The following is a 25081-nucleotide window of genomic DNA, read 5'->3' as shown; positions in this document are numbered from 1 at the left end:
CCATGAACCTTGATAAAACCCTGCAACGACTGGCGACCTTACTGCTGCTCGGCATGGCTTCCAACGCCCAGGCGCTGGACGAGTGCCAACTGAACCTCAGTGAATCGCTGCTGGATTTCGGCCAACTGAGCCGCACCGCCCGCCACGACCCGGCGGGCCAACAGCTGGTCGGCGAACGCCGGCTGAGCCTGACGCTCAACTGCCCGCAGCCCACCGACTTGAGCCTGTTCTACCGTGGCCTGGCGGCCAGCGCCGAGCGGCTGCGGTTTACCGAACGCGGCAACTTTCAGATACAGCTCAGCGACGCCGTCGTCGACGGCCAGGCCGTGGAGCTGGGACTGTTGAGCGCCCCGGGCCAATCACCCACCGACACCAGCGCGGTACTCAACTGGCGGCCTGGCTATGGCATCGCGCCGGTGCGGGCCGGCGCGGTGGTGCCGGGCAACAGCCTGGCGCTGCAATTGACCGTACGCGCCTGGGCCGATGCGGGCGCCACCCTGGTCCAGGACGCAACCTCATGGGAAGCCAGCGGCCTGATCGATGCGGTCAACACCGGCCGTGCGCGCGAGCTGGCCCTGCGTGCACACGTCGTGCCCGCCGCCTGCGTCCCGAGCTTGTCCAACGGTGGCGTGGTGAGTTACGGCACGCTGTCGGCCAAGGCGCTCAACGTTGAAAGAGAAACCGTGCTGGCGACCAAAAACCTGCTGTTTTCCGTCGCCTGCGATGCCGCCACCCCGTTCGCCGTGCGCATGCAGGACAACCGCAACGGCTCGGCCACCGGCGGCACCGATGAAACCTCCTACGGCCTGGACCTGGACGGCGCAGGCAACAAGATCGGGCGCTTCTACGTGCAGGTCGACCCCGCGAACTTCAGCGCCGACACCCTAGCCTCGCTGTACCGCACCGACTCCACCACCGCCGGTCGCGCCTGGAGCACCTCCAGCTCCCAGACGATTCCCCTCGGCGCCAACAGCTACCTGGGGTTCACCGACCGTGCCGGCGACAACGGCGGCCCGGTATCCATCCAGAACCTCTCCGGCAGCCTGCAAATCAGAGCGATCCTGGCCCCCAGCCAAACCATGGACCTGCGCAACGATGTGCACCTGAACGGCTCGGGCACCATCGAAATCATTTACCTGTAACGTCTATCGAGGACCCACCCATGAACCTTTACGGCATTGCACTCTCCACCGCACTCTTGCTGATCCCGCCCATGGCACACGCCGCCTCCACCGTCGAATTGACGGTAAAGGGCCGCATCACCCCGCTGGCCTGCACCCCGACGCTGTCCGGTGGGGGCGTGGTCAATCTGGGGAGAATTTCCCATCAGGACCTGAACATCGAGACAGGCACACGCCTGCCCCTGCGCCAATTGAGCCTGGGCATCAGTTGCAACGGTCCGACCCGTTTCGCCCTGCTCATGACGGACAACCGCGACGGCTCGGCGAACGTCAACAGCGAGATCTACTACGGATTGGGCCTGGATAACAGCGGCAACAAGGTGGGCCTGTTCTCGGTGAGTTTCGACCCGACACTCACCGTGGTCGACAGCGTGGCGCAAATCTATGGCACCGAATCCACCACGGGCGGCGTCGCCTGGCGCCCGGCCAACCTGCGGCCTATCGACATCGGTTCACAGAGCTACCTGGCCTTTACCGACACCGAAGGCAGCACCGCCGGGCCGTCAGCGATTCAGAACCTGAATACCTTGCTGAAGGTCGAGGTGGTGCTCGCGGCCCTGAAAAACCTGGACCTGAGCACCGACGTACGCATCGATGGCTCGGGCAGCCTTCAAATCGTGTACCTGTAGCCCTGCGCGCTAAACCTTTTCGCTGGTCACCTGAACGTACCGCGAACGTCCCGCGCCCAGCCCGGCGACAATCGCACCCAGGCCGATCACCGCGAAAATCCAGCCCACGGCGGCCCAGCCGCCGGTCCAGTCATGCACCAGGCCCACCGCGAACGGCCCCATGGACGCCAGGGTATAACCGATGCCCTGGGCCATGCTCGACAGGTTGGCGGCGACGTGGGCATCGCGCGAACGCAGCACGATCAAGGTCAGTGCCAGGCTGAACGTACCGCCCTGGCCCAGGCCCAGCAGAATCGCCCAGCCCCACAAACCGTCCAGCGGCGCATACAGGCAACCGAACAGGCCACCCAGCGTCAGCACCATCACCACCACGATGGCCAGGCGCTGATCCTTGCCGCGAGTGGCCAGCCACGGCGCAGCCAGGGAGCTGGCCAGTTGCACGATCACCGACCCCGAGAGCACCAGGCCGGCCTGGGTGGCGGTCAAGCCACGCCCGATCAGGATGGAAGGCAACCAGCCAAACACGATGTAGGCCAGGGACGATTGCAGGCCCATGTACAGGGTCACCTGCCAGGCCAGCGGGTCACGCAACAGGCCCTTCACCCGATAAGCCACAGAGTGCGCGCCGTGCTTCTGGCCGATTTGCGGCAGCCAGAACAGTGCAGCGATCAACGCCGGCAGGATCCAGAACCCCAGGCCGATGTTCCAGCTGTCGCCAAAGTAGTGACTCAGCGGCACCGTGGACCCCGCCGCCAGCGCCGCGCCCAGGCACAGGGCCATGGTGTACACGCCAGTCATGGTGCCCGCCTGTTTGGCGAAGTCGCGCTTGACGATGCCGGGCAGCAACACACCGATGATGCCAATGCTCGCACCCGCCAGCAGGCTGCCGGCGAACAGTCCGACCTCACCGAATGAACTGCGCAGGATGATGCCGCCCGCCAGGGTCAACAGGATCCCCAGCACCACGCGCTCGGCGCCAAAACGCCGGGCCAGGATCGGTGCCAGCGGCGCAAACAGGCCCAGGCACAACACCGGCAAGGTGGTCAGCAGTCCGGCCTTGGCCGCCGACAAACCGAGGCTGTTCGATACCTCAGCCAGCAGCGGCGACATGCTCGACAGCGCCGGGCGCAGGTTCAGCGCCACCAGGATAAGGCCCAGCAGCAACAACCACGGGCGACTCACCACCGGCGGGCTGTGCTGGACCTCATCGTCGTCGGCTTCGGCATCGATCAGCAGTTCTTCAAGGGCGTTTTCTGAACGGGGCATGAGGTTCTCGGGTTCAAGGTTCATTGATCAACTGCCGGGACAGGGCCTTGGCGCGCTCCGGGTCCTGTTGCTCCACGGCATCGAGCAAGGCGCCGTGCAAATCGAACACCGCTTGCCGACGGGGCTTGATGTTCAGGGTCTGGCGCAGTTGCGCGCCGACGATGCTGGAGAAGTACTGGTACAGCTCGCTCAAGGCCGGGTTGTGGGCGGCGTCCACCAGGCGTTTGTGGAACACCAGGTCGCAGCTGATGTAGTGCTCCAGGTCGCCGTGGTAATGCTCGCCGCTGGCTTTCAGCGCCGCGCGCAAGGCGATCAGGTCTTCATCCGTACGCCTTGACGCCGCCAGTCCTATGGCCTCGACCTCAAGAATCTGCCGTGTCTCCTGGGCCTGGGCCAGGGTGCAGTGGGACAAGGCTTTCATTGCGCCCAGCGGGTCGGTCATGGAGCGCAGGTAGCTGCCGTCGCCCTGGCGGATCTCGATCAACCCGGAGAACGCCAACACCCGCATGGCTTCGCGCACGGTGTTACGGCTGATGCCCAACTCGGCAGACAACTCGGGCTCGGTGGGCAGGCGCTCGCCGATCGCCCACACGCCTTGGGTGATGCGCTGGCGCAACTGGTCCAAGGCCAGGTCGACGAGGGAGCGTTTGATGAGAGGGGCGATGTCTGTCATGGGATCTGAGCTTTCGTCCAATCATAGGATGAATTTTCCCACAGCCTATTAGGAGTTGCCTACAAAGGCAACGCACTAGGGTTGGTTGGGTAACAAATGGAGCGGGATTTCCGATTGATAAAATTACCCTTAGAGGGTAATTTCGGCCTCAGGTGTCTTATGGAAAAGTACACACCTCATTACGATTTGGCGGCGATAAAAGCGGATGTCAGGCGGCTTGGGAAGAAAGCATTTACCAATACCGCAGAAAGGACCGGCCAGGAGATGGGCCTGACTATCGAAGAGATGCAGGAAGTCATTTTCGAGCTGCAAACCAAGATGTTGTACAAATCGATGACCACCCATGAAGACCATCGAGTGTGGCAGGACGTGTACCACACGAACTCAAAAGATCTGGAGATTTATATAAAGGTGACGTACCGCCCTGCCGGCGGCCCACCCGTAATCTCCTTTAAGGAGAAAAACCCATGAAAACCCAGCAATGTTTCAGCTGCGGCGCGCGTGAGGGCATGACACATTTCGAAGGGCGCGGCGAAACCATGAGCATCAAGGGCATGGAGCGCCGTGTCGATAATCTTTCTGGTTGGGAGTGCCAGACGTGCGGAGAAATCGAATGGGATCCCGAAAGCTCGGAGCGCCACGGGCAAGCTGGCGATGAACTGGTTATCGCGGCCCGGCAAATGATCGGCGCCGAGATGAAGCGTATCCGTCGCAAACTACACCTTACGCAAAAAGAAACCGTGCAACTGCTGTCCGGTGGCGGCCACAACGCATTTTCGCGTTACGAGCGCGGCGAGATTCTTCCGCCAAAGGCATTGATGCTGCTGATGCGCCTCCTGGATCGTTACCCGCATTTGCTCGCTGACGCAAAGGCCCTGGCCGAAGGTGCCGACCTGCGAGGAGCGTTTAAATACACCGAGCACAAAGAACATGAAAGTCTTACGGTGGCCTGACCCGCAAAAAACCCGGCACAAGGCCGGGTTTATTTTTAAGCGTTACTCCCGCATCAATGCAAAATCTGGCTCAAGAACAACTTGGTCCGATCATTCTGCGGGTTGTCGAAGAAGTCATTCGGCGCCGCCTGTTCAACGATCTCGCCCTTGTCCATGAAGATCACGCGGTTGGCCACGGTGCGGGCGAAGCCCATTTCGTGGGTCACGCAGAGCATGGTCATGCCGTCTTCCGCCAGCCCGATCATGGTGTCGAGCACTTCCTTCACCATCTCCGGGTCGAGTGCCGAAGTCGGCTCATCGAACAGCATGATTTTCGGCTTCATGCACAGCGCACGGGCAATCGCCACGCGCTGTTGCTGGCCGCCGGACAGTTGCCCCGGGAACTTGTGGGCCTGTTCCGGAATACGCACACGCTCAAGGTAGTGCATGGCAATTTCTTCGGCCTTGCGCTTGGGCATCTTGCGCACCCACATCGGCGCCAGCGTGCAGTTCTGCAGGATGGTCAGGTGCGGGAACAGGTTGAAGTGCTGGAACACCATGCCGACTTCACGACGAATCGCTTCGATCTGCTTGAGGTCGTTGGTCAGTTCCACGCCATCGACCACGATGCGGCCCTGCTGGTGCTCTTCCAGGCGGTTGAGGCAGCGGATGGTGGTGGACTTGCCGGAACCCGACGGGCCGCACAGCACGATACGCTCGCCCTGCTTGACGTTCAGGTTGATGTCTTTCAACACGTGGAACTGGCCATACCACTTGTTGACGCCCTGCATCTGAATAATGCCTTCAGGGCTCACAGGCTGTTTGATCGCTTCACTCATCACAAAACTCCTAACGCTTGTGGCCTGTGTCCAGCTTGTGTTCCAAATGAATGGAATAGCGGGACATACCAAAACAGAAAATCCAGAACACCAGGGCGGCGAACACGTAGCCTTCAGTGGCCATGCCCAACCATTTCGGGTCGGCGGCGGCTTGCTTGACGCTGTTGAGCAGGTCGAACAGGCCGATGATGATCACCAGGCTGGTGTCCTTGAACAACGCGATAAACGTATTGACGATGCCCGGGATCACCATCTTCAGCGCCTGGGGCAAAATCACCAGGCCCATGCTGCGCCAGTAACCCAGGCCCATCGCGGCAGCCGCTTCGTACTGCCCCTTGGGAATCGCCTGCAAACCGCCGCGCACCACTTCGGCCACGTAGGCCGACTGGAACAGGATCACGCCGATCAACGCCCGCAGCAACTTGTCGATGCCCATGCCTTCCGGCAGGAACAGCGGCAACATCACCGACGACATGAACAACACCGTGATCAACGGCACACCGCGCCAGAACTCGATAAAGGTCACGCAGACCACACGAATCGCCGGCATGTTCGACCGCCGCCCCAGCGCCAGCACAATGCCCAATGGCAAGGCGCCGGCGATGCCGACGGTGGCGATCACCAGGGTCAGCATCAGGCCGCCCCACTGGCTGGTGGCAACGTTGGTCATGCCGAAGATCCCGCCGTGCAGCAGGAAGTAGGCAACGATCGGGTACACCACCAAAAAGCTCAGGCCGTAGACCGCCTTGCGGGTAAAGCGCGAGATGAACAACGGCGCCACGCCGACAATGGCCAGCCACACGGTCAGGTCCACGCGCCAGCGCAGGTCGCCGGGGTAGTAGCCGTACATGAACTGCCCGAAGCGCTGTTGGATAAACACCCAGCAGGCGCCTTCCTTGGTGCAATCGGCGCGCGTAGTCCCGACCCAGTTGGCGTCGAGGATGGCCCAGTGCAGGATCGGTGGCACGACCAGGTAGATCAGGTAAAACGCCAACAGCGTCAGCAGGGTGTTGAGCCAGCTGGAAAACAGGTTGGCGCGCATCCATGCCATCGGCCCGAACACTTTGTTCGGCGGCGGCATATCAGGTTTGAATGTATGCGTACTCATGCAGGCTTCCTCACCGCTCGATCAGCGCAATGCGCTTGTTGTACCAGTTCATCAGCAGGGAAATGCTGATGCTGATCGCCAGGTACACGCTCATGGTGATGGCAATAACCTCGATGGCCTGGCCGGTCTGGTTGAGCACCGTGCCGGCAAACAGCGAAACCATTTCCGGGTAACCGATACCGGCGGCCAGTGACGAGTTTTTCGCCAGGTTCAGGTATTGGCTGGTCAGCGGCGGGATGATCACGCGCAAGGCTTGCGGGATGATCACTTTGCGCAGGGTCGGACCGTTGCGCAGGCCCAGGGAGCGCGCCGCTTCGGTCTGGCCGTGGCTGACCGACTTGATGCCTGAACGCACGATCTCGGCAATAAACGCTGCCGTGTACACGGTAAGCGCCAAGGTCAATGCCAGCAGCTCAGGGATCAATACCCAGCCGCCGACAAAGTTGAAACCCTGCAACTTGGGCATTTCCCAGTGCAGCGGTGCACCGAAGATCAGTGAACACAGCGCAGGAATCACCACCAACAGGGCCAGGCCCGCCCAGAACTTGTGGAAGGGAACACCAGTGGCTTCAAAGCGTTTGTTGGCCCAGCGGGCCATCAGCACAATGGCGACGATCGCCACCACGACGCTGATCACAAACGGCCAGAAACCGTCCGCCATCAATGCGGCGGGCATGTTCAGGCCACGGCTGCTGACAAAGAACGTGTCACCGAAGTTGTGGCTGTTGCGCGGCCCCGGCATCGTCAGGAACACGGCGAAATACCAGAACAGGATTTGCAGCAGCGGCGGAATGTTGCGGAACACTTCCACGTACACGGTCGCCAGCTTGTTGATCATCCAGTTGGGCGACAAACGCGCCACCCCGATGATGAACCCGAGGATGGTCGCCAGGACCACGCCGATCACGGTCACCAGCAAAGTGTTGAGCAGACCGATCACAAAGACCCGGGCATAGCTGTCCGATTCGGTGTAGTCGATCAGGTGCTGAGCGATGCCGAAGCCGGCACTGCGCTCAAGAAAGTCGAAACCCGAGGTAATGCCCCGGTGTTGAAGGTTGGTTTGCGTGTTGTTGAACAGGTACCAGCCCAACGAGACCACCGCCACAATCGTGATGATCTGGAATAGCCACGCACGCACTTTTGGATCACTGAAGCTGAGCTTCTGTTTTGGTGCGCCGATTTGATTTTGCATTAAGTGCCCCAGGAATAATGGAACAGAACATCACCCGGCGGTTGGCCCACCGGGTGACAGAACCATCAGCGATCAGCGCACAGGTGGTGCGTATTGAATGCCACCGTTGGTCCACAATGCGTTCAGGCCACGATCGATTTCCAGAGGCGTGCTTTTGCCGAGGTTTTTCTCGAACACTTCGCCGTAGTTACCGACTTGCTTGACGATCTGTACGACCCAGTCTTTCTTCACTTTCAGGTCTTTGCCGTATTCGCCGTCAGCACCCAGCAGACGGGCAACGTCCGGGTTCTTGGTGGACTTGGCTTCAGCTTCGACGTTCTTCGAGGTGATACCGGCTTCTTCAGCGTTGAGCATGGCGTAGCCAACCCAGCGCACGATGGCCAGCCACTCGTCGTCGCCGTTACGCACGACAGGGCCCAGCGGTTCTTTGGAAATGGTTTCCGGCAGTACCACGTAGTCCTTCGGCGAGGCCAGCTTGCTGCGCTGTGCGTAGAGCTGGGACTTGTCGGAGGTCAGTACGTCGCAACGACCGGATTCCAGCGACTTGGCGCTTTCATCGGAGGTGTCGAACGTGATCGGGGTGTACTTCAGGTTGTTGGCGCGGAAGTAGTCGGAAACGTTCAGCTCAGTGGTGGTACCGGCCTGGATGCAGATGGTTGCACCGTCCAGTTCCTTGGCGCTTTTCACACCCAGCTTGTTGTTAACCAGGAAGCCAACACCGTCGTAGTAGGTGATGAAGCCCGGGAATTTCAGGCCCATGCCGGCATCGCGGGAGCTGGTCATGGTGGTGTTGCGCGACAGGATGTCGACTTCGCCAGACTGAAGCGCGGTGAAACGCTCCTTGGCATTCAACTGGCTGAATTTGACCTTGGTTGCGTCACCGAATACGGCAGCAGCAACAGCACGGCACACGTCAGCGTCGATCCCGAGGATCTTGCCGCTGGCATCCGGCACCGAGAAGCCCGGCAGACCGTCGCTCACGCCACACTGCACAAAGCCTTTCTTCTGCACGGCGTCCAGGGTAGCGCCAGCCTGGGCGAAACCACTGACACCCAGTACGGCAGCCGCGGTCACGATGGCCAGGGTGGATTTCAATACCTTCATTCAAACCTCCAGTTTTGCTCTTGTTGTGTCGGAGCTCGAACCCCACCGCACCCTTATGAGGCGACATCGACCCGTGTTGGCTTTTTTTGGGGTCAAACAGCATGAGGTTTTTGCTTTAAGTCCAGTTGCTATCCCACAGGCGTCAGTCACTGATAGTGTTACCGCCTGGGGTGAGCCTTGACATCGGGTTTCTCATAGCAAGCCCCGTACCAGACTGGTGGCTGAGTCGTTTCAGCCCATGGTCAAGAGCAAAAGATTCAACCTTGCGACATTCTCTTAACAGATCAACCCGTCGCGCACCGTTCCGACGCACTCAATCGGAGCGCACGCACATTTATGGAGCAGACATGACCGAACCCTTGATTCTTCAGCCCGCCAAGCCCGCAGACGCCTGCGTAATCTGGTTGCATGGCCTGGGTGCCGATCGCTACGACTTCCTGCCGGTGGCTGAAGCCCTGCAGGAAAAACTCCTGACTACACGCTTTGTTCTGCCCCAGGCGCCGACACGCCCGGTAACCATTAATGGCGGCTATGAGATGCCCAGCTGGTACGACATCAAGGCCATGAGCCCGGCGCGCTCCATCAGCCTTGAAGAACTGGAAGAGTCGGCCAGAATGGTCACCGACCTGATCAAGGAACAAAAAAGCAGCGGAATAGACGCCTCGCGGATTTTCCTCGCCGGGTTTTCCCAAGGTGGCGCCGTGGTGTTCCACACCGCGTTCCTTAAATGGCAGGGCGCATTGGGTGGCGTGATTGCCCTTTCCACCTATGCTCCGACCTTCGGCGACGAGCTTGAATTGTCGGCCAGCCAGCAACGAATTCCGGCGCTGTGCCTGCATGGCCAATACGACGATGTGGTCCAGAACGCCATGGGACGCAGCGCCTATGAGCATTTGAAGTCCCGCGGTGTCACCGTGGCATGGCAGGAATACCCAATGGGCCACGAAGTGTTACCCCAGGAGATACACGATATCGGTACCTGGTTGGCCGCCCGCCTCGGCTGAAAACCACACATTGTGTAGCCGTATGACCAACGCACTACGCCGCGCCCGATTCTTGCATTACACTGGCCGGCGTACATTCCTTAACCAATTGATGAGATGACCGTGCTCAAAGCACTCAAGAAGATGTTCGGTAAAAGCGAGGCTGAGCAGCTCGCGCCAGGTTCCAGTGCCCCCGCCCACGCCCAAGGCAACCGCAATGACGGTCAGCAGCCCGGCCGGACCGCACCTGTAGCCTCGCCAAAAAAAGAGCCGGTGACCACACCCGCCACGGTTAACGTCGCTGAAGAACCACCCGCCGAGAAGCCACGCCAGGAAAAGCCGCGCCGCGAACGCGCGCCAAAGCCTGTGGTTATCCCCTGGAAACGGGAAGACTTCGTTGTCGAACCCCAGGAAGGCAAAACCCGCTTTCATGACTTCAAGCTCGCCCCGGAACTGATGCACGCCATCCAGGACCTGGGTTTCCCGTACTGCACGCCGATCCAGGCGCAAGTGCTGGGCTTCACCCTCGCCGGCAAAGACGCCATCGGTCGCGCCCAGACCGGTACCGGCAAGACCGCTGCCTTCCTGATCTCGATCATCACCCAGTTGCTGCAGACCCCGCCGCCCAAAGAACGCTACATGGGTGAGCCGCGCGCACTGATCATCGCCCCGACCCGGGAGCTGGTGGTCCAGATCGCCAAGGACGCCGCCGACCTGACCAAATACACCGGCCTCAACGTGATGACGTTTGTCGGTGGCATGGACTTCGACAAGCAACTCAAGCACCTGGAAGCGCGTCACTGCGACATCCTGGTTGCCACGCCGGGCCGCTTGCTGGACTTCAACCAGCGCGGCGACGTGCACCTGGACATGGTCGAAGTGATGGTGCTGGACGAAGCCGACCGCATGCTCGACATGGGCTTCATCCCGCAGGTGCGTCAGATCATTCGCCAGACCCCGCCGAAAAACGAGCGCCAGACCCTGCTGTTCTCCGCGACCTTCACCGAAGACGTAATGAACCTCGCCAAGCAGTGGACCACCGACCCGTCCATCGTCGAGATCGAGGCCCTGAACGTTGCCAGCGAGAACGTCGAACAGCACATCTACGCGGTGGCCGGTGCCGACAAATACAAGCTGCTCTACAACCTGGTCAACGACAACGGGTGGGAGCGGGTGATGGTGTTTGCCAACCGCAAGGACGAAGTGCGGCGCATCGAAGAACGCCTGGTGCGTGACGGCGTCAACGCCGCGCAACTGTCCGGCGACGTGCCACAGCATAAGCGCATCAAGACCCTGGAAGGTTTCCGCGAAGGCAAGATTCGCGTGCTGGTGGCCACCGACGTGGCCGGGCGCGGGATCCACATCGACGGCATCAGCCACGTGATCAACTTCACCCTGCCGGAAGTGCCGGACGACTACGTGCACCGCATTGGCCGTACCGGCCGCGCGGGCGCTGCGGGCGTGTCCATCAGCTTTGCCGGTGAAGACGATTCGTACCAGTTGCCGTCGATCGAAACACTGCTGGGCCGCAAGATCAGCTGCGAAACGCCGCCGACGCATTTGTTGCGCCCGGTGGAGCGTAAACGCCCTTAAGCTGGAATGCGGTAGAACATGTGGGAGCTGGCTTGTATGGGAGCTGGCTTGCCTGCGATAGCATCACTTCGGTTTAACTGACACACCGAGGTGCCTGCATCGCGGGCAAGCCCGGCTCCTACACAAGCCCGCTCCCACATTTGGTTTCAGCGTCTTCAAATTCAAGGAGGAACACATGAACGAGGCCGACTACATCATCATCGGCGGTGGCATCGCTGGTGCATCCGCCGGTTACTGGCTGTCACAACATGCCCGCGTCATCGTGCTGGAGCGCGAGTCGATGCCGGGTTACCACTCCACCGGCCGCTCCGCCGCCCTGTACATCGCCGCCTACGGCACGCCCCAGGTTCGTGCACTGACCCTTGGCAGCCGCGCCTTCTTCGATCACCCGCCCACCGGTTTTGCCGAGCACCCGCTGCTCACCCCGCGAGGCGAATTGCTGGTGGACTTGACTGGCGACCCGGACGAATTGCAGCGCCAGTACCTGAGCGCCAAGGCCCTGGTGCCGGAAACGCGCCTGCTCGACGTCGATGAATCGATGGCCATGATGCCAATCCTGCGCCGGGAAAAGGTCCATGGCGGGATCTACGACCCCACCGTCTGCGACATCGACACCGACGCGCTGTACCAAGGCTATTTACGTGGCATTCGACGCAACGGCGGTGAAATCCACACCGACAACGACGTGCAAAAACTGACCCGCGACGCCCAGGGCGTGTGGCAAGTTCGCACTGCGCAACAGCACTTCAGCGCCCCGGTCATCATTAACGCCGCAGGTGCCTGGGCCGACCACATCGGTGAGTTGGCCGGTGCACAGAAAATCGGCCTGCAACCCAAGCGTCGCAGTGCATTCGTGTTCGCCGCGCCCGCTGAATTCAACATCCATGCATGGCCGGAACTGGCAGCCCTCGACGGCTCGTTCTATATGAAACCCGACGCCGGTATGTTCCTCGGCTCACCCGCCAATGCCGACCCGGTGGAGCCCCACGATGTGCAGCCGGAAGAGCTGGATATTGCGACGGGCATCTACCACATAGAAGAAGCCACCACCCTGAGCATCCGCCGGCCTGCGCGGACCTGGGCCGGGCTGCGCAGTTTTGTCAGCGATGGGGATCTGGTCTGCGGCTTTGATCCACAGGTGGAGGGCTTGTTCTGGATTGCGGCCCAGGGCGGCTATGGGATTCAGACGTCACCGGCGATGGGTCAGGCCAGTGCCGCGCTGGTACGCGGGAAACCATTGCCCGCACCGCTGCAAGAGGCAGGGCTAAGTGCCGCAATGCTCTGCCCCGCACGCCTGGGACGCCCTCTCATCCCTGATTGAGCTCACCGAGGATTGGCCGTCGAATAGCCGCAGCCACCTCACTGAACGACTCATGGAAGCTACTGCTGCTGCCCTGCATATCCACAAAGCGGCTGGCATGCGTCGAGGGCTGAGGGTGGGCACCGGGCGGGCCGTCCGCCTGAGGAACGGCGCCCCCCTGCAGGCTTTTGACCCGGGCGATGACCCCTCGAGTGAAATTGAACGACCTCAAGGTAAAACCCACGACGCCGTACGTTCTGGAGAACCAGGTCAGCCCGCTCTTCTGCGTGAATTGATAACTCAACCCCGTAATTTGTTTGGCCGCCGTGCTGACGGCAGAACCGATCGGGGTGTCGAAAAGACTGGCGTAGCCCGAAAACTTCTCATTGTTGGCCGCCAACGCAGCCCGGCCAAACGCGCCTTTCGCGGACAGAAAAGCACTACTGAAACTCGCCCCCCATGACGCGATTCCAAAGCCGGTAGACGCCCAGCCGAGGTTCTTGATGTGCTGTGAACGATCCCAGCCCATCTGCTTGTCGACCGCCGCAACCCCCAACGACGCAACAGCCAGCGTCACGCTCACCAACCCCATCGACGACGCGGCAACCCCCAATACCTTGGCGGCAAGCGCCGCCCCCACCACCGCCTTCGCTCCCGCTGCCGCAGTACCCGCCGCAATCGCTGCGTTCATCGCCAATACACCTGCCAGCCCCGCCACACCGAATCCCAGGCTCACAATCGAGAAGGCCAGCGCAGTCCCCGTCAATGCCCATGACAACCAGGAAGGGAACAACCCGTCGGCGTCCGTCATGTTGACCGGATTACACCGGCAGTAGGCATACCCGTTGATTCCGCCCTCGCCAAACGGGCTCAGCGGATCGGGAGAAACAAATACGCCCAGCGCCGGATCATAGGCACGGGTACCGTTACCCAAATGATAAAGGTTGACCCCCACATCCAGGCGCTCCCCGTTGAATGCCGGGAGTTGCAAATCCACCAGGGTGCGGGACACACCGTCATCCAGGGCAATCTTCGCATCACCGTAGGGCGTATAGTGCCGGCGCTTGAGCGGCTGGCCGGCACTGACCAGTCCGCGCACGCTGCCCGCGCTATCGTTGATGTGCAGTTGCTCGCCTTCCGCGCCGCCGGTGCGGGCCAGCACCTCCTGCGCACCATTGAGAAAACGAATCTTTCTGGAGCCCTGAACCAGGCCGTCGAGACGATCACCGGAATAAGCCAGCATCACCGGCTGTTCGCTGCCGCGATGGGTGATGACTTGCCGAGCCTCGGCATCGTATTGATAGCTGTAGGTGAAAGCGCCGGTCTGCACACTCGTCAGTTGGTCAAAGCCGTTGAAAGCCAATGTACGGCCCGCCGTGCTTCCCAGCAGGTTGCCCGACGCATCGTAGCTCAGCGTTTGATCCTGTACTGGGTTGGTGTGGGTCAACCGTGTCAGGCGCGCAGGATCGCTGCCCTGGAAATAACGGGTGCAGGTGTCTTGGCTGCCATTGGCAAAGGAAGTCACTACGCGCGTCATGTTATCCAGAACGTCATAACTGAACACCTGGCCGACAATCCCCCGCCCCTGCTGGTCCTGTGGTTGCTCAGTCCCCTCGCAGCGGTACGTCGCCAAACGGAAATAGCCATCGTAGGTAAACGTTTCACTGACGACGACCTGGCTGTTGGCGCCCTTGATTACCCGGGTAGCCAACAAGCTGCTGGTGTAATAGGTGCTGGTGATGCTCTCCAGCAATGCTGTGTTTTGCTCGATACGACGCTCGACTTCCCGCCCCAGGTCGTCATAGGTGATTTTTGCCACGATGCTGATGGTGCCGTGGGTCGTCGTCAGGCTCGCCAGCCGGCCGAACTCATCGTAGCCCTGTTGTGCCACTACTTGCCCGGTAGTGGTTTTAACCAGCCGGCCGCGGGCGGGGTCATATTCCAGCTCGCTGCTCTGGCCGGCCGCCGACGTGTGATGAATCAAGCGCCCGGCTGGGGAATAGCGGTACTGCGCAGTCAACCGGGTGCCGTTGAGCGACTGCATCTCTTCCCTGGGAGACCCGTTGAGGTCGTATTGCACTTCGTGAATCAAGGTGGACGTGGTCGAACTGCGCAGCAAAGCGGTGACGGGATCGTATTGGCTGTTGACCTGGGGATGCCCTGCCATATCGATCCGGTCCAGCACGTCCAGTTGCGCGTCATAGCGATAATCCTGCCGGTCGCCCCGGGGGGAGACACAGGAGGCCGGCTGTATTGAGCCCGCAGCGTAGCTCCAGGTAGTTGCCGGCGTTGTCCCCCTGGCCTCGGACTTCAACCGGCCCAGGCTGTCGTAGGAGCGAGTGCCCAACGTCTTGCCATCCACGTTGATGGACATGACCAGCTCTTGCGTGGTTCCCGCAGCATAGGCCAGCACCCGTGTGCGCGCGGGCGTTGCCCCGAGTGGCCGCTCGACGACAGTACTCAGGCGATCAAACCGATCGTAGGTGTACTCGGTCAGGTTCTTGTCCACATCGTTGAGTGTCGTGCACCGCCCCAAGCCATCGTAGGTCCGTGATTCCAACTGAATCTCTTTGGCGCTGGTACTGACCCGGTTAACCAGCCTCGGCTGGTTGTACTGGTTGAACCAGGTTTCGATGCGCCCCTCCCCGGCCATTCCGGTCACCGTCATATTCAACAGCGGGTCATACTCATCGAGCGCCACCCGCCCATCGGCATGAGCCACCTGGCTGGGGTTACCCCAACGGTTATAGGCATAACGTGTCACCAGGCTGCGCTCGGCGCCGGAGAGCAGGTCCACTTGAGTTGTTTCTACATGCTGCCCGAGGCCATCGTAACGCTGGGTACTGATCGCCCGTTCACGCCCCTCCAGCAACTGTGCCACGGCTACTGGCCGGCCAGTGCCATCAAAATAGCTGATCACACGGGTGCCCTGGGCATCGGTGGTCACCACGTTGGCCCGGGTGGTGCTCGTCGCGAAGTGATAGGCGTAGGTACGGCGCGCCTGCTGTGGAGTGCCGGGGGAAATCGCTTCTGCGACCAGTCGGCCAATGACATCAAACTCAAAGGCCACGACCACTCCATTGTCCCGGGTCATATTCAGCACACGTCGATTGGCCAGCGACAGCGAGCGCGCCGATTCCAGCCACTGTCCATCCGCCCCCCTCAAACGGCGCGTTTCAGTCATCATGTCGCCGCTGAAGGTGTAATTGACCTCCGTTACATGGGACTGGCTATCAAGGGTCATGGTCGTGGTTTTCAATCGACCATGCAGGGCGGGGTTATCGGCCGCCTCGTAATAGGTTTCCCGGGTCACGACCCCGGTGGAAACGGTGCTCGACTCCATCGCGACAAAATAGCTACTGCCCACTGCCACACGTACGTGGGTATGTTCGGTCACACGGACCAACGGCCCAAGCAACGCCGGGACAATCCGCTCCTGCCGGGTGTATCGCTCAAACAGGCCGTGAGGATCGGGCGGGCAACGCGCTCCGTCGCCCGCAATCGGGTAATAGCTGTACTCGGTACGGATGCCGGACGCATCGGTGCTGCTCAACTCATTGCCAAATTGATCCGTCTCGCTGATGACCTCTTCCTTTCTCACAGCCCCGCCCGCCACTAACCCGAACTGTTTGGTTATCACCCGTGGCAACTGGAGGTTGGCCGGCTGTGCGCTGAAGGCAGCACCGGGTGTGATGTTGTAGGTGATGGTCTGCAGGGTCTGCGTGCCCTCGCGCAGGGTCCGCTCCTCGGTGAGCAGGTGAAACTTGTTGTAGGTGGTTCGCGTCACCACATTAAGTGCAGACGTGGCCCCCAGGAGGGTTTCTTCCGTGAAGTAAACGTAGTCACTGGCCGTGAGGTAGAGGTTGTCCTCTCCCTCACGAAAGCCGCCCGAAAACGGGTAGCCGGTAAAATTTCTGCTGGGACTGTACGTGTAACTACGGGACATGGCCGGCTGAGTGGCGCCGGGTGTATTCAGCCACGTCACCACCCTGGGGATGAACGCACCGTTGGCATATTGATGTCCGTTTTCGACATAGCTGATCTGTTCAACTCCGCCCATCGGTGACTGCACCCGGTTCATCGCAACCAGGCCATTTCTGAACGCCGGGGTATAACCGAACAAATACGCCGCGGCACCGGGCGCTTCGGTTCGATCATAGGGCGCCGTCACACTGGTCAATCGGTCTCCAGTGAATACAAAACGGGTGCGTGCATAGCGGCTACCGTCCACCCGCGCATCGGCCATCTGCAAGCGTCCGCCCGAATAGGTCAGTACCAACAGTTCCTCTTGTTTGTGATTAAGGATCCGTTCCAGAGACCCGCTGCTGGTGTACCGCACGTCCAGGCTTTCGCCATTTTCAAAGCGTATGGCAACAATCCGGTACGGCACCGTGCTGTTGGTACGGCGCAGGGTTTCGACGGTGCCGTCCTTATAGATCACCTGCAATGTGGTGCTGTCCACCCGCTTGACCGCCAGGTCTTTCAACTTGCGATCCTTGATCACCAGCGTGCCGCCTACGGGCGGCAGACTCTGGGTTTGAAACTGCTCGCCACTGAGCAGAGTCAGCCTGGAGGTGGCCACGTCGAACTCGGTATTGCTCAAACGCCAACCCAGGCCGTAGACACCGCTGGTGGTATCCATCATTGAAAATGACAGCGTAAAGTCCCGGCTGACCTCCAGGGGACCCTGAGGGCACAACGTTGCCAGGCGGATCAGACAACCGTATTGGCCGGTGCGCAAGTCGACGGAACCGTTGAAGTGAGAGCTAAAGTTAAATGCGTTCGAATAGACATTCATGAGGGGGGTCCATTAGTTACACGCATCGACCGATGCCTTATAAACACGCAACGTACACTTCAAATTTGCTCAGTAGTCTTTCAACACGATTGCATTACCGCCGTTCTTCCAATCCAGCCAAAAAACATGTTCGCAACCAAAGTTATCCCATAAGCGCCAAGGACTCCTGGTATCGTAATTGGTATAATTTGACTCAGCCTCCAATTTCACAGCGCGCATAATAGTATCCCTCTCATGAAACCGCACATAAGAGTTGAGCCAAGGGATATTCTGGTGCAGATCACTCATCTGAACTCGCGAGCCAGGAGCATCCTTGCCCATGACAACCCCTCCTTTTCTAAACTTTTTATTGAAGCTCCCCGTTCCCATATTAGTGTAAGAAGTTTGAAAGAATGGACCTTCATTCCTGATCGCCAATGGACTGTCGAGCCCTCTATTTACAAGAAACTTCAATCCTGACGGAGGCGTGTAGTAGTACACATCCACATCCGCCACGGGAACATCAAGCGCGTCGTAATCAACGTACTCGACAAGATCCACGACTTTCAGGGCATAAGGCCTGACAGGCGTTATATTTATCCACGCATCAAAAGCGACATCATCCAACTTCATATTGGTGGTATAGACTTTTCCATCCACCTCTATTCTCGCCATAAACCGATGAGGCTCAATGGCCTGCGTAGAATTGAAACGCATGTACCTGCTAATGACTTCATTGGCCGCACTTTCCGGGAGTGGTGCTTCCTTTTGTTCCTGCCGTTCTATGGCACCTCGATTCCAAAGGCCGGTGTCGTATATGTTTTTTTCCCGATCACAACTCCAGCCCGCAGGAAGGGGTTGATCCCGATTCGCAGAATATAGAGTCACCGTCGCACTGGCGCGTTCGGCATCAGTCAACGGTACACCAATCCAAGTAGCAGTCTCGGGAACATATTTTTCCTTGATCGCCTCGATTTCCACTTTGCATTGATGACGGCCATTGGCATACAACGAACTGGTCGAGGTACCACCACCCGGCAGCGTGATGTGCAAATACTGAATTTTATACTCTGCGTCATTGCCCAAATCACCCAGGGTGATGGACTCTCCCGTGTCTTGGGTATTCAAGAAAAACACATGTTCAGTGCCAAAATTATCCAACAGCCGCCACGGCGTCTTCGTGTTGATTCCCTGGTCAAGGCGCATCCAGCCTTTCAACCGGATAGCACGCATAATCGTGTTTCTTTCATTAAATCTCACCGAGGCATTCGCGGGTGCCCCTTTTCCATGAACATCGCTGTAAACCAATTGCATGGCGAACGTGTTATTACCTGGGATCACCCCGGCCTTGGTCGGAACGTCGGACCCCGTATAAAAGTAAGAACTCTGAAAATGACTCCCCTCATCAACTAACGCTATAGGCGAATCAAGACCACGATTTTCTAAAAATGTTAGACCCGCGGGTGGAGTCCAATAATAAACATCCATTTCCACCATACCGGAACGAAAGGCTCCATGGTCGACGAATGAGACCATATCAACGTTAGCCAGCCGTTCAGGAGGCACCGGGGTTATCGTTAACGACGAACCCTGCTCCCTTTCTGCACTGGAAAGGTGGCTCGTATAAATTTTTCCATCCAGAACAGCTCGAGCCACGAACGTTACCGACTCCAAAGGCAGCTCCGAATTGAAACGCAGGTAACGGACAACCGTTTCAACAGGCGCCTGATAGTCTGAAGCCGCTGCGTGCCTTGCCGCTATGGCTCCACGACGCCAAAGTCCGAGGTCATAGATATTCCTTTTCTCATCACAACTCCAGCCAAGCGGAAGTTGTTGATGATCAACTGACGTTACTACCGTCACGGTTACACAGGAACGTTCGTCATCCGTCAACCGTGCATGGCTCCAAACACCGTTATCACCCTTCACCTCTTTAACCAGCTCAAAAATCACCGCGCATTGATGGCGACCATTGGCATACAGCGCATCAGTCGAGGTCGCGCCATTGGACGAACTAATGTTAAGACGTGATAACCGGACACTTTCTTTATCATTTTTCATTGCTGCGCTCCCAGTACCCAACCAACCTGAATAAAAGAGCGACAAAACAACAAAGAACAATAGAAACTGTTAAAAGTCGACGCCCAGCCATATTAAAGGCGCTAACGAAACCCCACGTAACTGTTAGAATTAACAGTTACGTGGTGCTTTCTAAGAACCATTTGAAATGACAGCCAGGGTGATTATTCCCATAGCATCAGGAAAGCCCGCACGAGTGATCAAACTCAGCGGGGAACACAGAACAATCACAGTCGAGAGGGGTTAAAAAACCTAGTGCGTCCAGCGGTCAGCAGCCGCGTGATCGCTGTGGCGCCCTTCCACCCAGCGCGGGCCCTCGCTGGTGTTTTCTTTCTTCCAGAACGGCGCCCGCGTCTTCAGGTAGTCCATCACAAACGCGCAGGCATCAAACGCGGCCTGGCGATGAGCACTGGCCGCTGCGACGAATACGATCGGCTCACCCGGCTCCAGGGCACCGATGCGGTGCAGCACTTCCAACTTGAGCAGCGGCCAGCGTTGCTCGGCCTCGACGGCGATTTTGCCGAGGGCTTTTTCCGTCATGCCCGGGTAGTGCTCAAGGAACATCCCCGCCACCTCCCGGCCATCGTTGAAATCACGCACATAGCCGACAAAACTCACCACCGCGCCCACGCCCACATTGGCCGCGTGCATAGCGTTAACTTCGGCACCCGGATCAAACGGCTCGACCTGCACCCGAATCGCCATGGTCAGCCTCCGGTCACGGGCGGAAAAAACGCCACTTCGTCGCCATCAACCAGCGGCTCGTCCAGCGAGCACAGTTCTTCGTTGCGGGCGCACATCAAGCCGGTTTCGTTGAGCACTTCAAAGCCGGGGTCCGCCGCCAATGCCTGGCGCACGGCATCGATCGTGACGAACTCGCCTTCAACTTCCAGCGAGTCCAGGTCCACGGCTTCTCGGTAGCGCGCAAAAAACAGTACGTTGATGCTCATTGTTCATCCGCCTTGAAATGCCCACTCTTGCCGCCGAGTTTCTCCAGCAGCCGAATATGTTCGATGGTCATGCCACGGTCCACGGCCTTGCACATGTCGTAGATCGTCAGGGCCGCCACGCTCGCCGCCGTCAACGCTTCCATCTCGACGCCGGTCTGGCCGCTGAGTTTGCAGCGGGCGACGATGTGCACCGCGTCCAGGCCATCGGCGCTGAGTTCAACCTTGACCCCGGTGAGCATCAACGGGTGGCACAGAGGGATCAGGTCACTGGTTTTTTTTGCGGCCTGGATCCCGGCAATGCGGGCCACGGCAAACACGTCGCCCTTGGGGTGGGCGCCGTCGACAATCATTTTCAGGGTTTCGGGCAACATGCGCACCCGCGCTTCGGCCACGGCTTCACGGAACGTCACGGCTTTTTCAGTGACGTCGACCATATGGGCGCGACCTTGGGAATCGAGATGAGTCAGCACAGGGATACTCCTGATCAGGAGCCCCGATTGTAAACCTGCGGGTCAATTTTGCGCACAGCTGAATTTGTAGGAGCCGGCTTGCCGGCGATGGGGCCCTTGAGGACGCCATCGCCGGCAAGCCGGCTCCTACAGTGGTCAGTGGTTACAGGTGAGATTCGGCGTATTCGGCCAGAATCGAACGAGGGACACCTTGCAAGGCGATGTGCACGCCGTTCGGGAAGTCCTTGAAGCGTTCCGTCAGGTACGTCAGCCCGGAGCTGGTCGCGGACAGGTAAGGGGTGTCGATCTGTGCCAGGTTGCCCAGGCACACCACTTTGGAACCGGCGCCGGCACGGGTGATGATGGTTTTCATCTGGTGCGGCGTGAGGTTCTGGCATTCATCGATCAAAATCAGGCTTTGCTGGAAGCTGCGACCCCGGATGTAGTTGAGGGATTTGAACTGCAACGGCACTTTGCTGAGGATGTAGTCGACGCTGCCATGGGTGTTTTCGTCATCCATGTGCAAGGCTTCGAGGTTGTCGGTAATCGCCCCCAGCCATGGCTCCATTTTTTCCGCTTCGGTGCCGGGCAGGAAACCGATTTCCTGGTCCAGGCCCTGCACACTGCGGGTGGCGATGATGCGGCGATAGCGCTTCGTCACCATGGTCTGTTCGATGGCGGCCGCCAGGGCGAGGATGGTTTTCCCCGAGCCTGCCGCACCGGTCAGGTTGACCAGGTGGATGTCCGGATCAAGCAAGGCGTACAGCGCCAGGCTCTGGTAGATATCACGCGGTTTCAGGCCCCAGGCTTCCTGGTGCAACAGGGGCTCCTGATGCAGGTCGAGGATCAGCAGCTTGTCGACCTGGATCTCTTTGATCCAGCCCACAAAACCCTGTTCGTCGATGATGAACTCGTTGATGTGCACGGCCGGCAGGTTGTCGATCAGCTGTACCTGGTGCCAGGTGCGGCCATGGTCCTGACGGGTTTCGACCTTGCTGACGCGATCCCAGAACGAGCCGGTCATGGTGTGATAACCACGAGACAGCATCGATACGTCGTCAACCAGCTGGTCAGTACTGTAGTCCTCGGCAGCGATCCCACACGCTCGTGCCTTCAGGCGCATATTGATGTCTTTGGTCACCAGCACCAGGCGCAGGTCCTTGTCACGTGCGTGCAGGTCGATCAATTGGTTGATGATTTTGTTGTCGTTCAGATTCTCCGGCAGCAGGCTGTTGGGCTCGCTGCGCTTGCTCATCAGAATCGACAGCAAGCCCTTGGGCCCGCTTTTGCCACGCTGGATCGGTACGCCCACCTCGACGTCATCGGGGGAGGCTTCGCCGAGGGTCTTGTCGATCAGGCGGATGGCCTGGCGGCATTCGGCGGCAACGCTGTGGTGCCCGCTTTTGAGTTTGTCGAGCTCCTCAAGCACGATCATCGGGATGGCGACGTGGTGTTCTTCAAAGTTAAGCAGTGCGTTTGGATCGTGAATCAGTACGTTGGTATCAAGCACATAAAGGATTGGCTGGTCGGAAGAAGGGTTACGTCCATGATCATCCATACTCGGTCACCTTTGTGGGAGCCAGTCGACGCAATACCGCGACAGTGCTGCGCCTCGATTCGACCGTCGAACGCACTTGAGGGGCGTCAAGTGCGGTGCACACAAGAGGTGTCTTGGAAGACGCCACCTGTGTTGCAGGTTTCGGCTGTCTGTCTTCGTAATACCGCAAAACACATGACAGGAAAAAGCACTTTGACGCTTTTTTGAAGTTTATTTTTCAGGATGACGAATAGCACTAGGCGAGCCGGCATTGCACCGTTAAAGTCGGAAGTCCGCCTGTATCGAAATATCTCCCAAATCCCCCCCGAAAAAACCTCAGCCCCAACAGGGCCGGGCTCTTCGTGCTTTTCAGCGAAACGCTTCCCGGCAATCCTGCCAGCCGAGTCCACTTTCTGCCGTGGCGTGCAAAAGCCAGGGCAATGCGATGCGCGCCTTGTCCTGGGTGTCGTGGAACACGATCACCCCGCGCCGCCACAGCAGCATCAGCGTCAGCACGCGGTTGGCTGACTCATCGGCCTTGAGCTTGCCGGCTTCGTCTTCTGAATCGATGTCCCACAGCGCCACCTGCAGCCCCTGGGACTGGAAGAAACCCTGGCTGTCGGAGCGTCGCTGGCCGTAGGGCGGACGGAACAGCGGCACGTAGTTTTCCGGCATCAGGCTCTGGGCCAGGGAGGCGCTGCGGGTGATGGAGGACTGCCAGTCGACCCAGTGGCTATGGGAACGGTACTGCCAGCCCTGGATGCCGACGCACTGGCCCTGGTACAGCGCCTGCACGTCGGTGGCCGAGCTTTTTTCAACTCGGGTTTGCAGACTGTTGCCGAGCACGAAGAAGAGGCCGTGCATTTTCTGTTTGCGCAGGTAGTCGGCCAGCCAGTCGGTGTTGCCGCTGACGGGGGAAGGGCCACTGTCGAAGGTCAGCAGGAACATCCGGTCGTTGAGTTCGTCGCCGTTGCGTTCGTGATCGCCGAAGCGCGCGATTTCACTGCTGATCTGCGGGAACAGGGCGGCCTTGCGTAACTGTTCATCCAGGTAGCGCTCGTGGAATACGCGGCTGGGGCCGGCCCAGCCTATATAGAAGGAGCTGTCGCTGACCTGGAACTTGGCGGCTTGTTCGCGCAGGTCGTCCATGTTTTCCACCAGGTAGCAGAAGGAGGCGTCCTGTTCGCAGCTTTGTTGGGCGAAGGTGTAGTTTTCCAACAGCCGTTGCCACAGTTGGCGGCGCAGGTCGTCGATGGACGCCTGGTTGATGATCTTCAGGCCCAGGCGCTGTTTCAGGGCGGGCTCGTCGAGGGCTTCGCTGGCCAGCAGGGTGTGGGCGAACATCAGGATTTCGGCGCGGGAGGCGACATCGAACAGGGCCGGGCTGCTGAGGCGTTCGGGCCAGGTGCCGCGGTCCAGGGTCGCGACATCCACGGGGGCGGCTTGGGCGCCCAGGCAGATGAGCCAGGCTGACAGTAAAAGCGCAATTCGCACGAAGGGTCTCCCTTTCCAGAGTCGTCGGGCACTATAGCCGATCGTGTGGGGGGGCTATTGGGTTGGTGTGTAGATCCGTTATTTGGGTGATGGCTGATATGGGTTCCGCTCTTACAGCGGGTCACTTTTGAAAGGAGCCCAAAAGTAACCAAAAGGCTCTTGCCCCACCACTCGGCACCTCGCTCAGGCTCGGTGTGCCCTCTCTCCGGTACTACTCCGCGGGCCGCCGCGACGGGGCGTCCCTGCCCCGTCGCGGCTAAACCGGCGTCCTGCCGGTTTACCCGCTCCGTACTACCTGCGTTCGGCCAGCGTGGTTTAACGGGGCGCCTAAGATCAAGATCAAAAGCAGATCAACAGCACAGCGGCCTACAGGCCGGCTTGAGTGGTGTGAAGCAAAGGCAAAAGCAAAATCAAAATCTAAAGCGGGCACGGTCCCCCTGTAGGAGCTGGCTTGCCGGCGATGGTCGTTAACGATGACGTGGGCATCCTGATTCAACGCGGCGTTCTCAGGTTTTTCGCCGGCAAGCCGGCTCCTACAGAAAAGCGGCTCTGCTTTGGCTTTTGATCTGGCTTCTACCACTCAAGCCGGCCTGTAGGCCGCTGTGCTTTTGCTTTTGATCTTGATCTGGCTCTGACTGCCCCAATAAGCCCGAGGCCGAACGCAGGTGGTGCGGAGCGGGTAAACCGGCAGGACGCCGGTTTAGCCGCGCTGGGCCAAGGATGGCCCATCGCGGCGGCCCGCGGAGCATCGCCGGAGTGAGGGAACACCGAGCCTAGGCGAGGTGCCGACAGGCGGGGCAGAGCCCTTTGGTTACTTTGGGGCTTTTTGTACGGACCGGACACATGGTTGACGGGTGTGCGGGGACATGGTGGACACTTTTCGGCGAGCTAACTTCGCCGGAAAACCATCATGCCCTGGAATACGAGAGACGCCATGAGCCTGAAAAAAGAGTTCGTTGCCTTTGCCCGGCAGCCCGGCAGCAATAAACGAGAAC

At 59.4% G+C, this 25081-nt stretch carries 21 protein-coding genes; 7 read left to right on the top strand and 14 right to left on the bottom strand.

The window, feature by feature from the left end; all coding sequences use genetic code 11:
• Nucleotides 1-2: 2 nt before the first annotated feature.
• Nucleotides 3-1142 carry a DUF1120 domain-containing protein gene (locus P3C29_RS22395; protein WP_201125308.1) on the top strand — a complete coding sequence of 380 codons (1140 nt, stop codon included), beginning with the start codon at nucleotides 3-5 and terminating at the stop codon, nucleotides 1140-1142.
• A 20-nt stretch (nucleotides 1143-1162) separates the two neighbouring features.
• A complete protein-coding gene (locus P3C29_RS22390; RefSeq protein ID WP_275965463.1) occupies nucleotides 1163-1810 on the top strand; it encodes a DUF1120 domain-containing protein in 648 nt (215 codons plus the stop codon).
• Between the two features lie 9 nt (nucleotides 1811-1819).
• On the opposite strand, the gene P3C29_RS22385 is transcribed toward P3C29_RS22390, so the two are convergent.
• Both P3C29_RS22385 and P3C29_RS22380 read right to left on the bottom strand, forming a co-directional pair.
• Nucleotides 1820-3100, bottom strand: coding sequence for a CynX/NimT family MFS transporter (locus tag P3C29_RS22385; protein ID WP_201125310.1), 1281 nt, complete (start codon nucleotides 3098-3100; stop codon nucleotides 1820-1822).
• The gene (locus tag P3C29_RS22380; RefSeq protein WP_275965462.1) at nucleotides 3090-3749 is read right to left on the bottom strand and encodes a FadR/GntR family transcriptional regulator; all 660 of its coding nucleotides are present in this window, start codon (nucleotides 3747-3749) and stop codon (nucleotides 3090-3092) included. The genes P3C29_RS22385 and P3C29_RS22380 overlap by 11 nt, the downstream gene beginning before the upstream one ends.
• Nucleotides 3750-3908: 159 nt before the next feature.
• Between P3C29_RS22380 and P3C29_RS22375 the strand changes: the two genes are divergently transcribed.
• Nucleotides 3909-4220 (top strand): type II toxin-antitoxin system MqsR family toxin, encoded by a 312-nt coding sequence (locus P3C29_RS22375; RefSeq protein WP_275965461.1) that lies wholly within the window; start codon nucleotides 3909-3911, stop codon nucleotides 4218-4220.
• Nucleotides 4217-4702, top strand: coding sequence for a type II TA system antitoxin MqsA family protein (locus P3C29_RS22370; RefSeq protein ID WP_275965460.1), 486 nt, complete (start codon nucleotides 4217-4219; stop codon nucleotides 4700-4702). The genes P3C29_RS22375 and P3C29_RS22370 overlap by 4 nt, the downstream gene beginning before the upstream one ends.
• Before the next feature lie 53 nt (nucleotides 4703-4755).
• On the opposite strand, the gene P3C29_RS22365 is transcribed toward P3C29_RS22370, so the two are convergent.
• The 4 genes from P3C29_RS22365 to P3C29_RS22350 form a co-directional block, all read right to left on the bottom strand.
• Complete coding sequence (locus P3C29_RS22365) at nucleotides 4756-5520, bottom strand: amino acid ABC transporter ATP-binding protein (RefSeq protein WP_003171943.1); 765 nt, start codon at nucleotides 5518-5520, stop codon at nucleotides 4756-4758.
• Between the two features lie 10 nt (nucleotides 5521-5530).
• Nucleotides 5531-6628, bottom strand: coding sequence for an amino acid ABC transporter permease (locus tag P3C29_RS22360; protein WP_003216325.1), 1098 nt, complete (start codon nucleotides 6626-6628; stop codon nucleotides 5531-5533).
• Between the two features lie 10 nt (nucleotides 6629-6638).
• Nucleotides 6639-7820 carry an amino acid ABC transporter permease gene (locus tag P3C29_RS22355; protein ID WP_177088555.1) on the bottom strand — a complete coding sequence of 394 codons (1182 nt, stop codon included), beginning with the start codon at nucleotides 7818-7820 and terminating at the stop codon, nucleotides 6639-6641.
• Nucleotides 7821-7892: 72 nt separating this feature from the next.
• Nucleotides 7893-8924, bottom strand: a complete 1032-nt coding sequence (locus P3C29_RS22350) for an amino acid ABC transporter substrate-binding protein (protein ID WP_010170392.1) — start codon at nucleotides 8922-8924, stop codon at nucleotides 7893-7895.
• A 347-nt stretch (nucleotides 8925-9271) separates the two neighbouring features.
• Here P3C29_RS22350 and P3C29_RS22345 point away from each other — a divergent pair, with 347 nt between their 5' ends.
• The 3 genes from P3C29_RS22345 to P3C29_RS22335 all read left to right on the top strand — a co-directional run bounded on the left by P3C29_RS22345 (nucleotide 9272) and on the right by P3C29_RS22335 (nucleotide 12821).
• A complete protein-coding gene (locus P3C29_RS22345; RefSeq protein ID WP_010170394.1) occupies nucleotides 9272-9928 on the top strand; it encodes a carboxylesterase in 657 nt (218 codons plus the stop codon).
• Nucleotides 9929-10024: 96 nt separating this feature from the next.
• Nucleotides 10025-11500, top strand: coding sequence for an ATP-dependent RNA helicase RhlB (gene rhlB, locus P3C29_RS22340; protein WP_275965459.1), 1476 nt, complete (start codon nucleotides 10025-10027; stop codon nucleotides 11498-11500).
• Nucleotides 11501-11675: 175 nt separating this feature from the next.
• A complete protein-coding gene (locus tag P3C29_RS22335; RefSeq protein WP_275965458.1) occupies nucleotides 11676-12821 on the top strand; it encodes an FAD-binding oxidoreductase in 1146 nt (381 codons plus the stop codon).
• Here P3C29_RS22335 and P3C29_RS22330 read toward each other — a convergent pair.
• From P3C29_RS22330 to P3C29_RS22295, 8 genes are all read right to left on the bottom strand, one after another.
• A complete protein-coding gene (locus tag P3C29_RS22330) occupies nucleotides 12808-17598 on the bottom strand; it encodes an RHS repeat-associated core domain-containing protein (protein ID WP_275965457.1) in 4791 nt (1596 codons plus the stop codon). The genes P3C29_RS22335 and P3C29_RS22330 overlap by 14 nt on opposite strands.
• A gap of 69 nt (nucleotides 17599-17667) precedes the next feature.
• Nucleotides 17668-19638, bottom strand: coding sequence for a hypothetical protein (locus P3C29_RS22325; RefSeq protein WP_275965456.1), 1971 nt, complete (start codon nucleotides 19636-19638; stop codon nucleotides 17668-17670).
• 270 nt (nucleotides 19639-19908) lie between these two features.
• A complete protein-coding gene (moaE, locus tag P3C29_RS22320; protein ID WP_275965455.1) occupies nucleotides 19909-20361 on the bottom strand; it encodes a molybdopterin synthase catalytic subunit MoaE in 453 nt (150 codons plus the stop codon).
• 2 nt (nucleotides 20362-20363) lie between these two features.
• Nucleotides 20364-20606, bottom strand: a complete 243-nt coding sequence (gene moaD / locus P3C29_RS22315) for a molybdopterin converting factor subunit 1 (protein ID WP_275965454.1) — start codon at nucleotides 20604-20606, stop codon at nucleotides 20364-20366.
• Complete coding sequence (gene moaC / locus P3C29_RS22310) at nucleotides 20603-21076, bottom strand: cyclic pyranopterin monophosphate synthase MoaC (RefSeq protein WP_275965453.1); 474 nt, start codon at nucleotides 21074-21076, stop codon at nucleotides 20603-20605. The genes moaD and moaC overlap by 4 nt, the downstream gene beginning before the upstream one ends.
• Nucleotides 21077-21218: 142 nt before the next feature.
• Nucleotides 21219-22613: a PhoH family protein gene (locus P3C29_RS22305; RefSeq protein WP_010170407.1), complete on the bottom strand. Its 1395-nt coding sequence runs from the start codon at nucleotides 22611-22613 to the stop codon at nucleotides 21219-21221.
• A gap of 348 nt (nucleotides 22614-22961) precedes the next feature.
• Nucleotides 22962-24086, bottom strand: coding sequence for a polysaccharide deacetylase family protein (locus tag P3C29_RS22300; RefSeq protein WP_201125318.1), 1125 nt, complete (start codon nucleotides 24084-24086; stop codon nucleotides 22962-22964).
• Nucleotides 24087-24897: 811 nt separating this feature from the next.
• A partial coding sequence (locus P3C29_RS22295) for a hypothetical protein (RefSeq protein WP_275965452.1) occupies nucleotides 24898-25081 on the bottom strand: 184 nt, incomplete at its 5' end.

The organism is Pseudomonas sp. 1912-s (genome assembly GCF_029269205.1).
Classification (GTDB): Bacteria; Pseudomonadota; Gammaproteobacteria; order Pseudomonadales; family Pseudomonadaceae; genus Aquipseudomonas.
The sequence above is the reverse complement of the archived record's forward strand: the minus strand, read 5'-3'. Positions and strand labels throughout refer to the sequence as shown.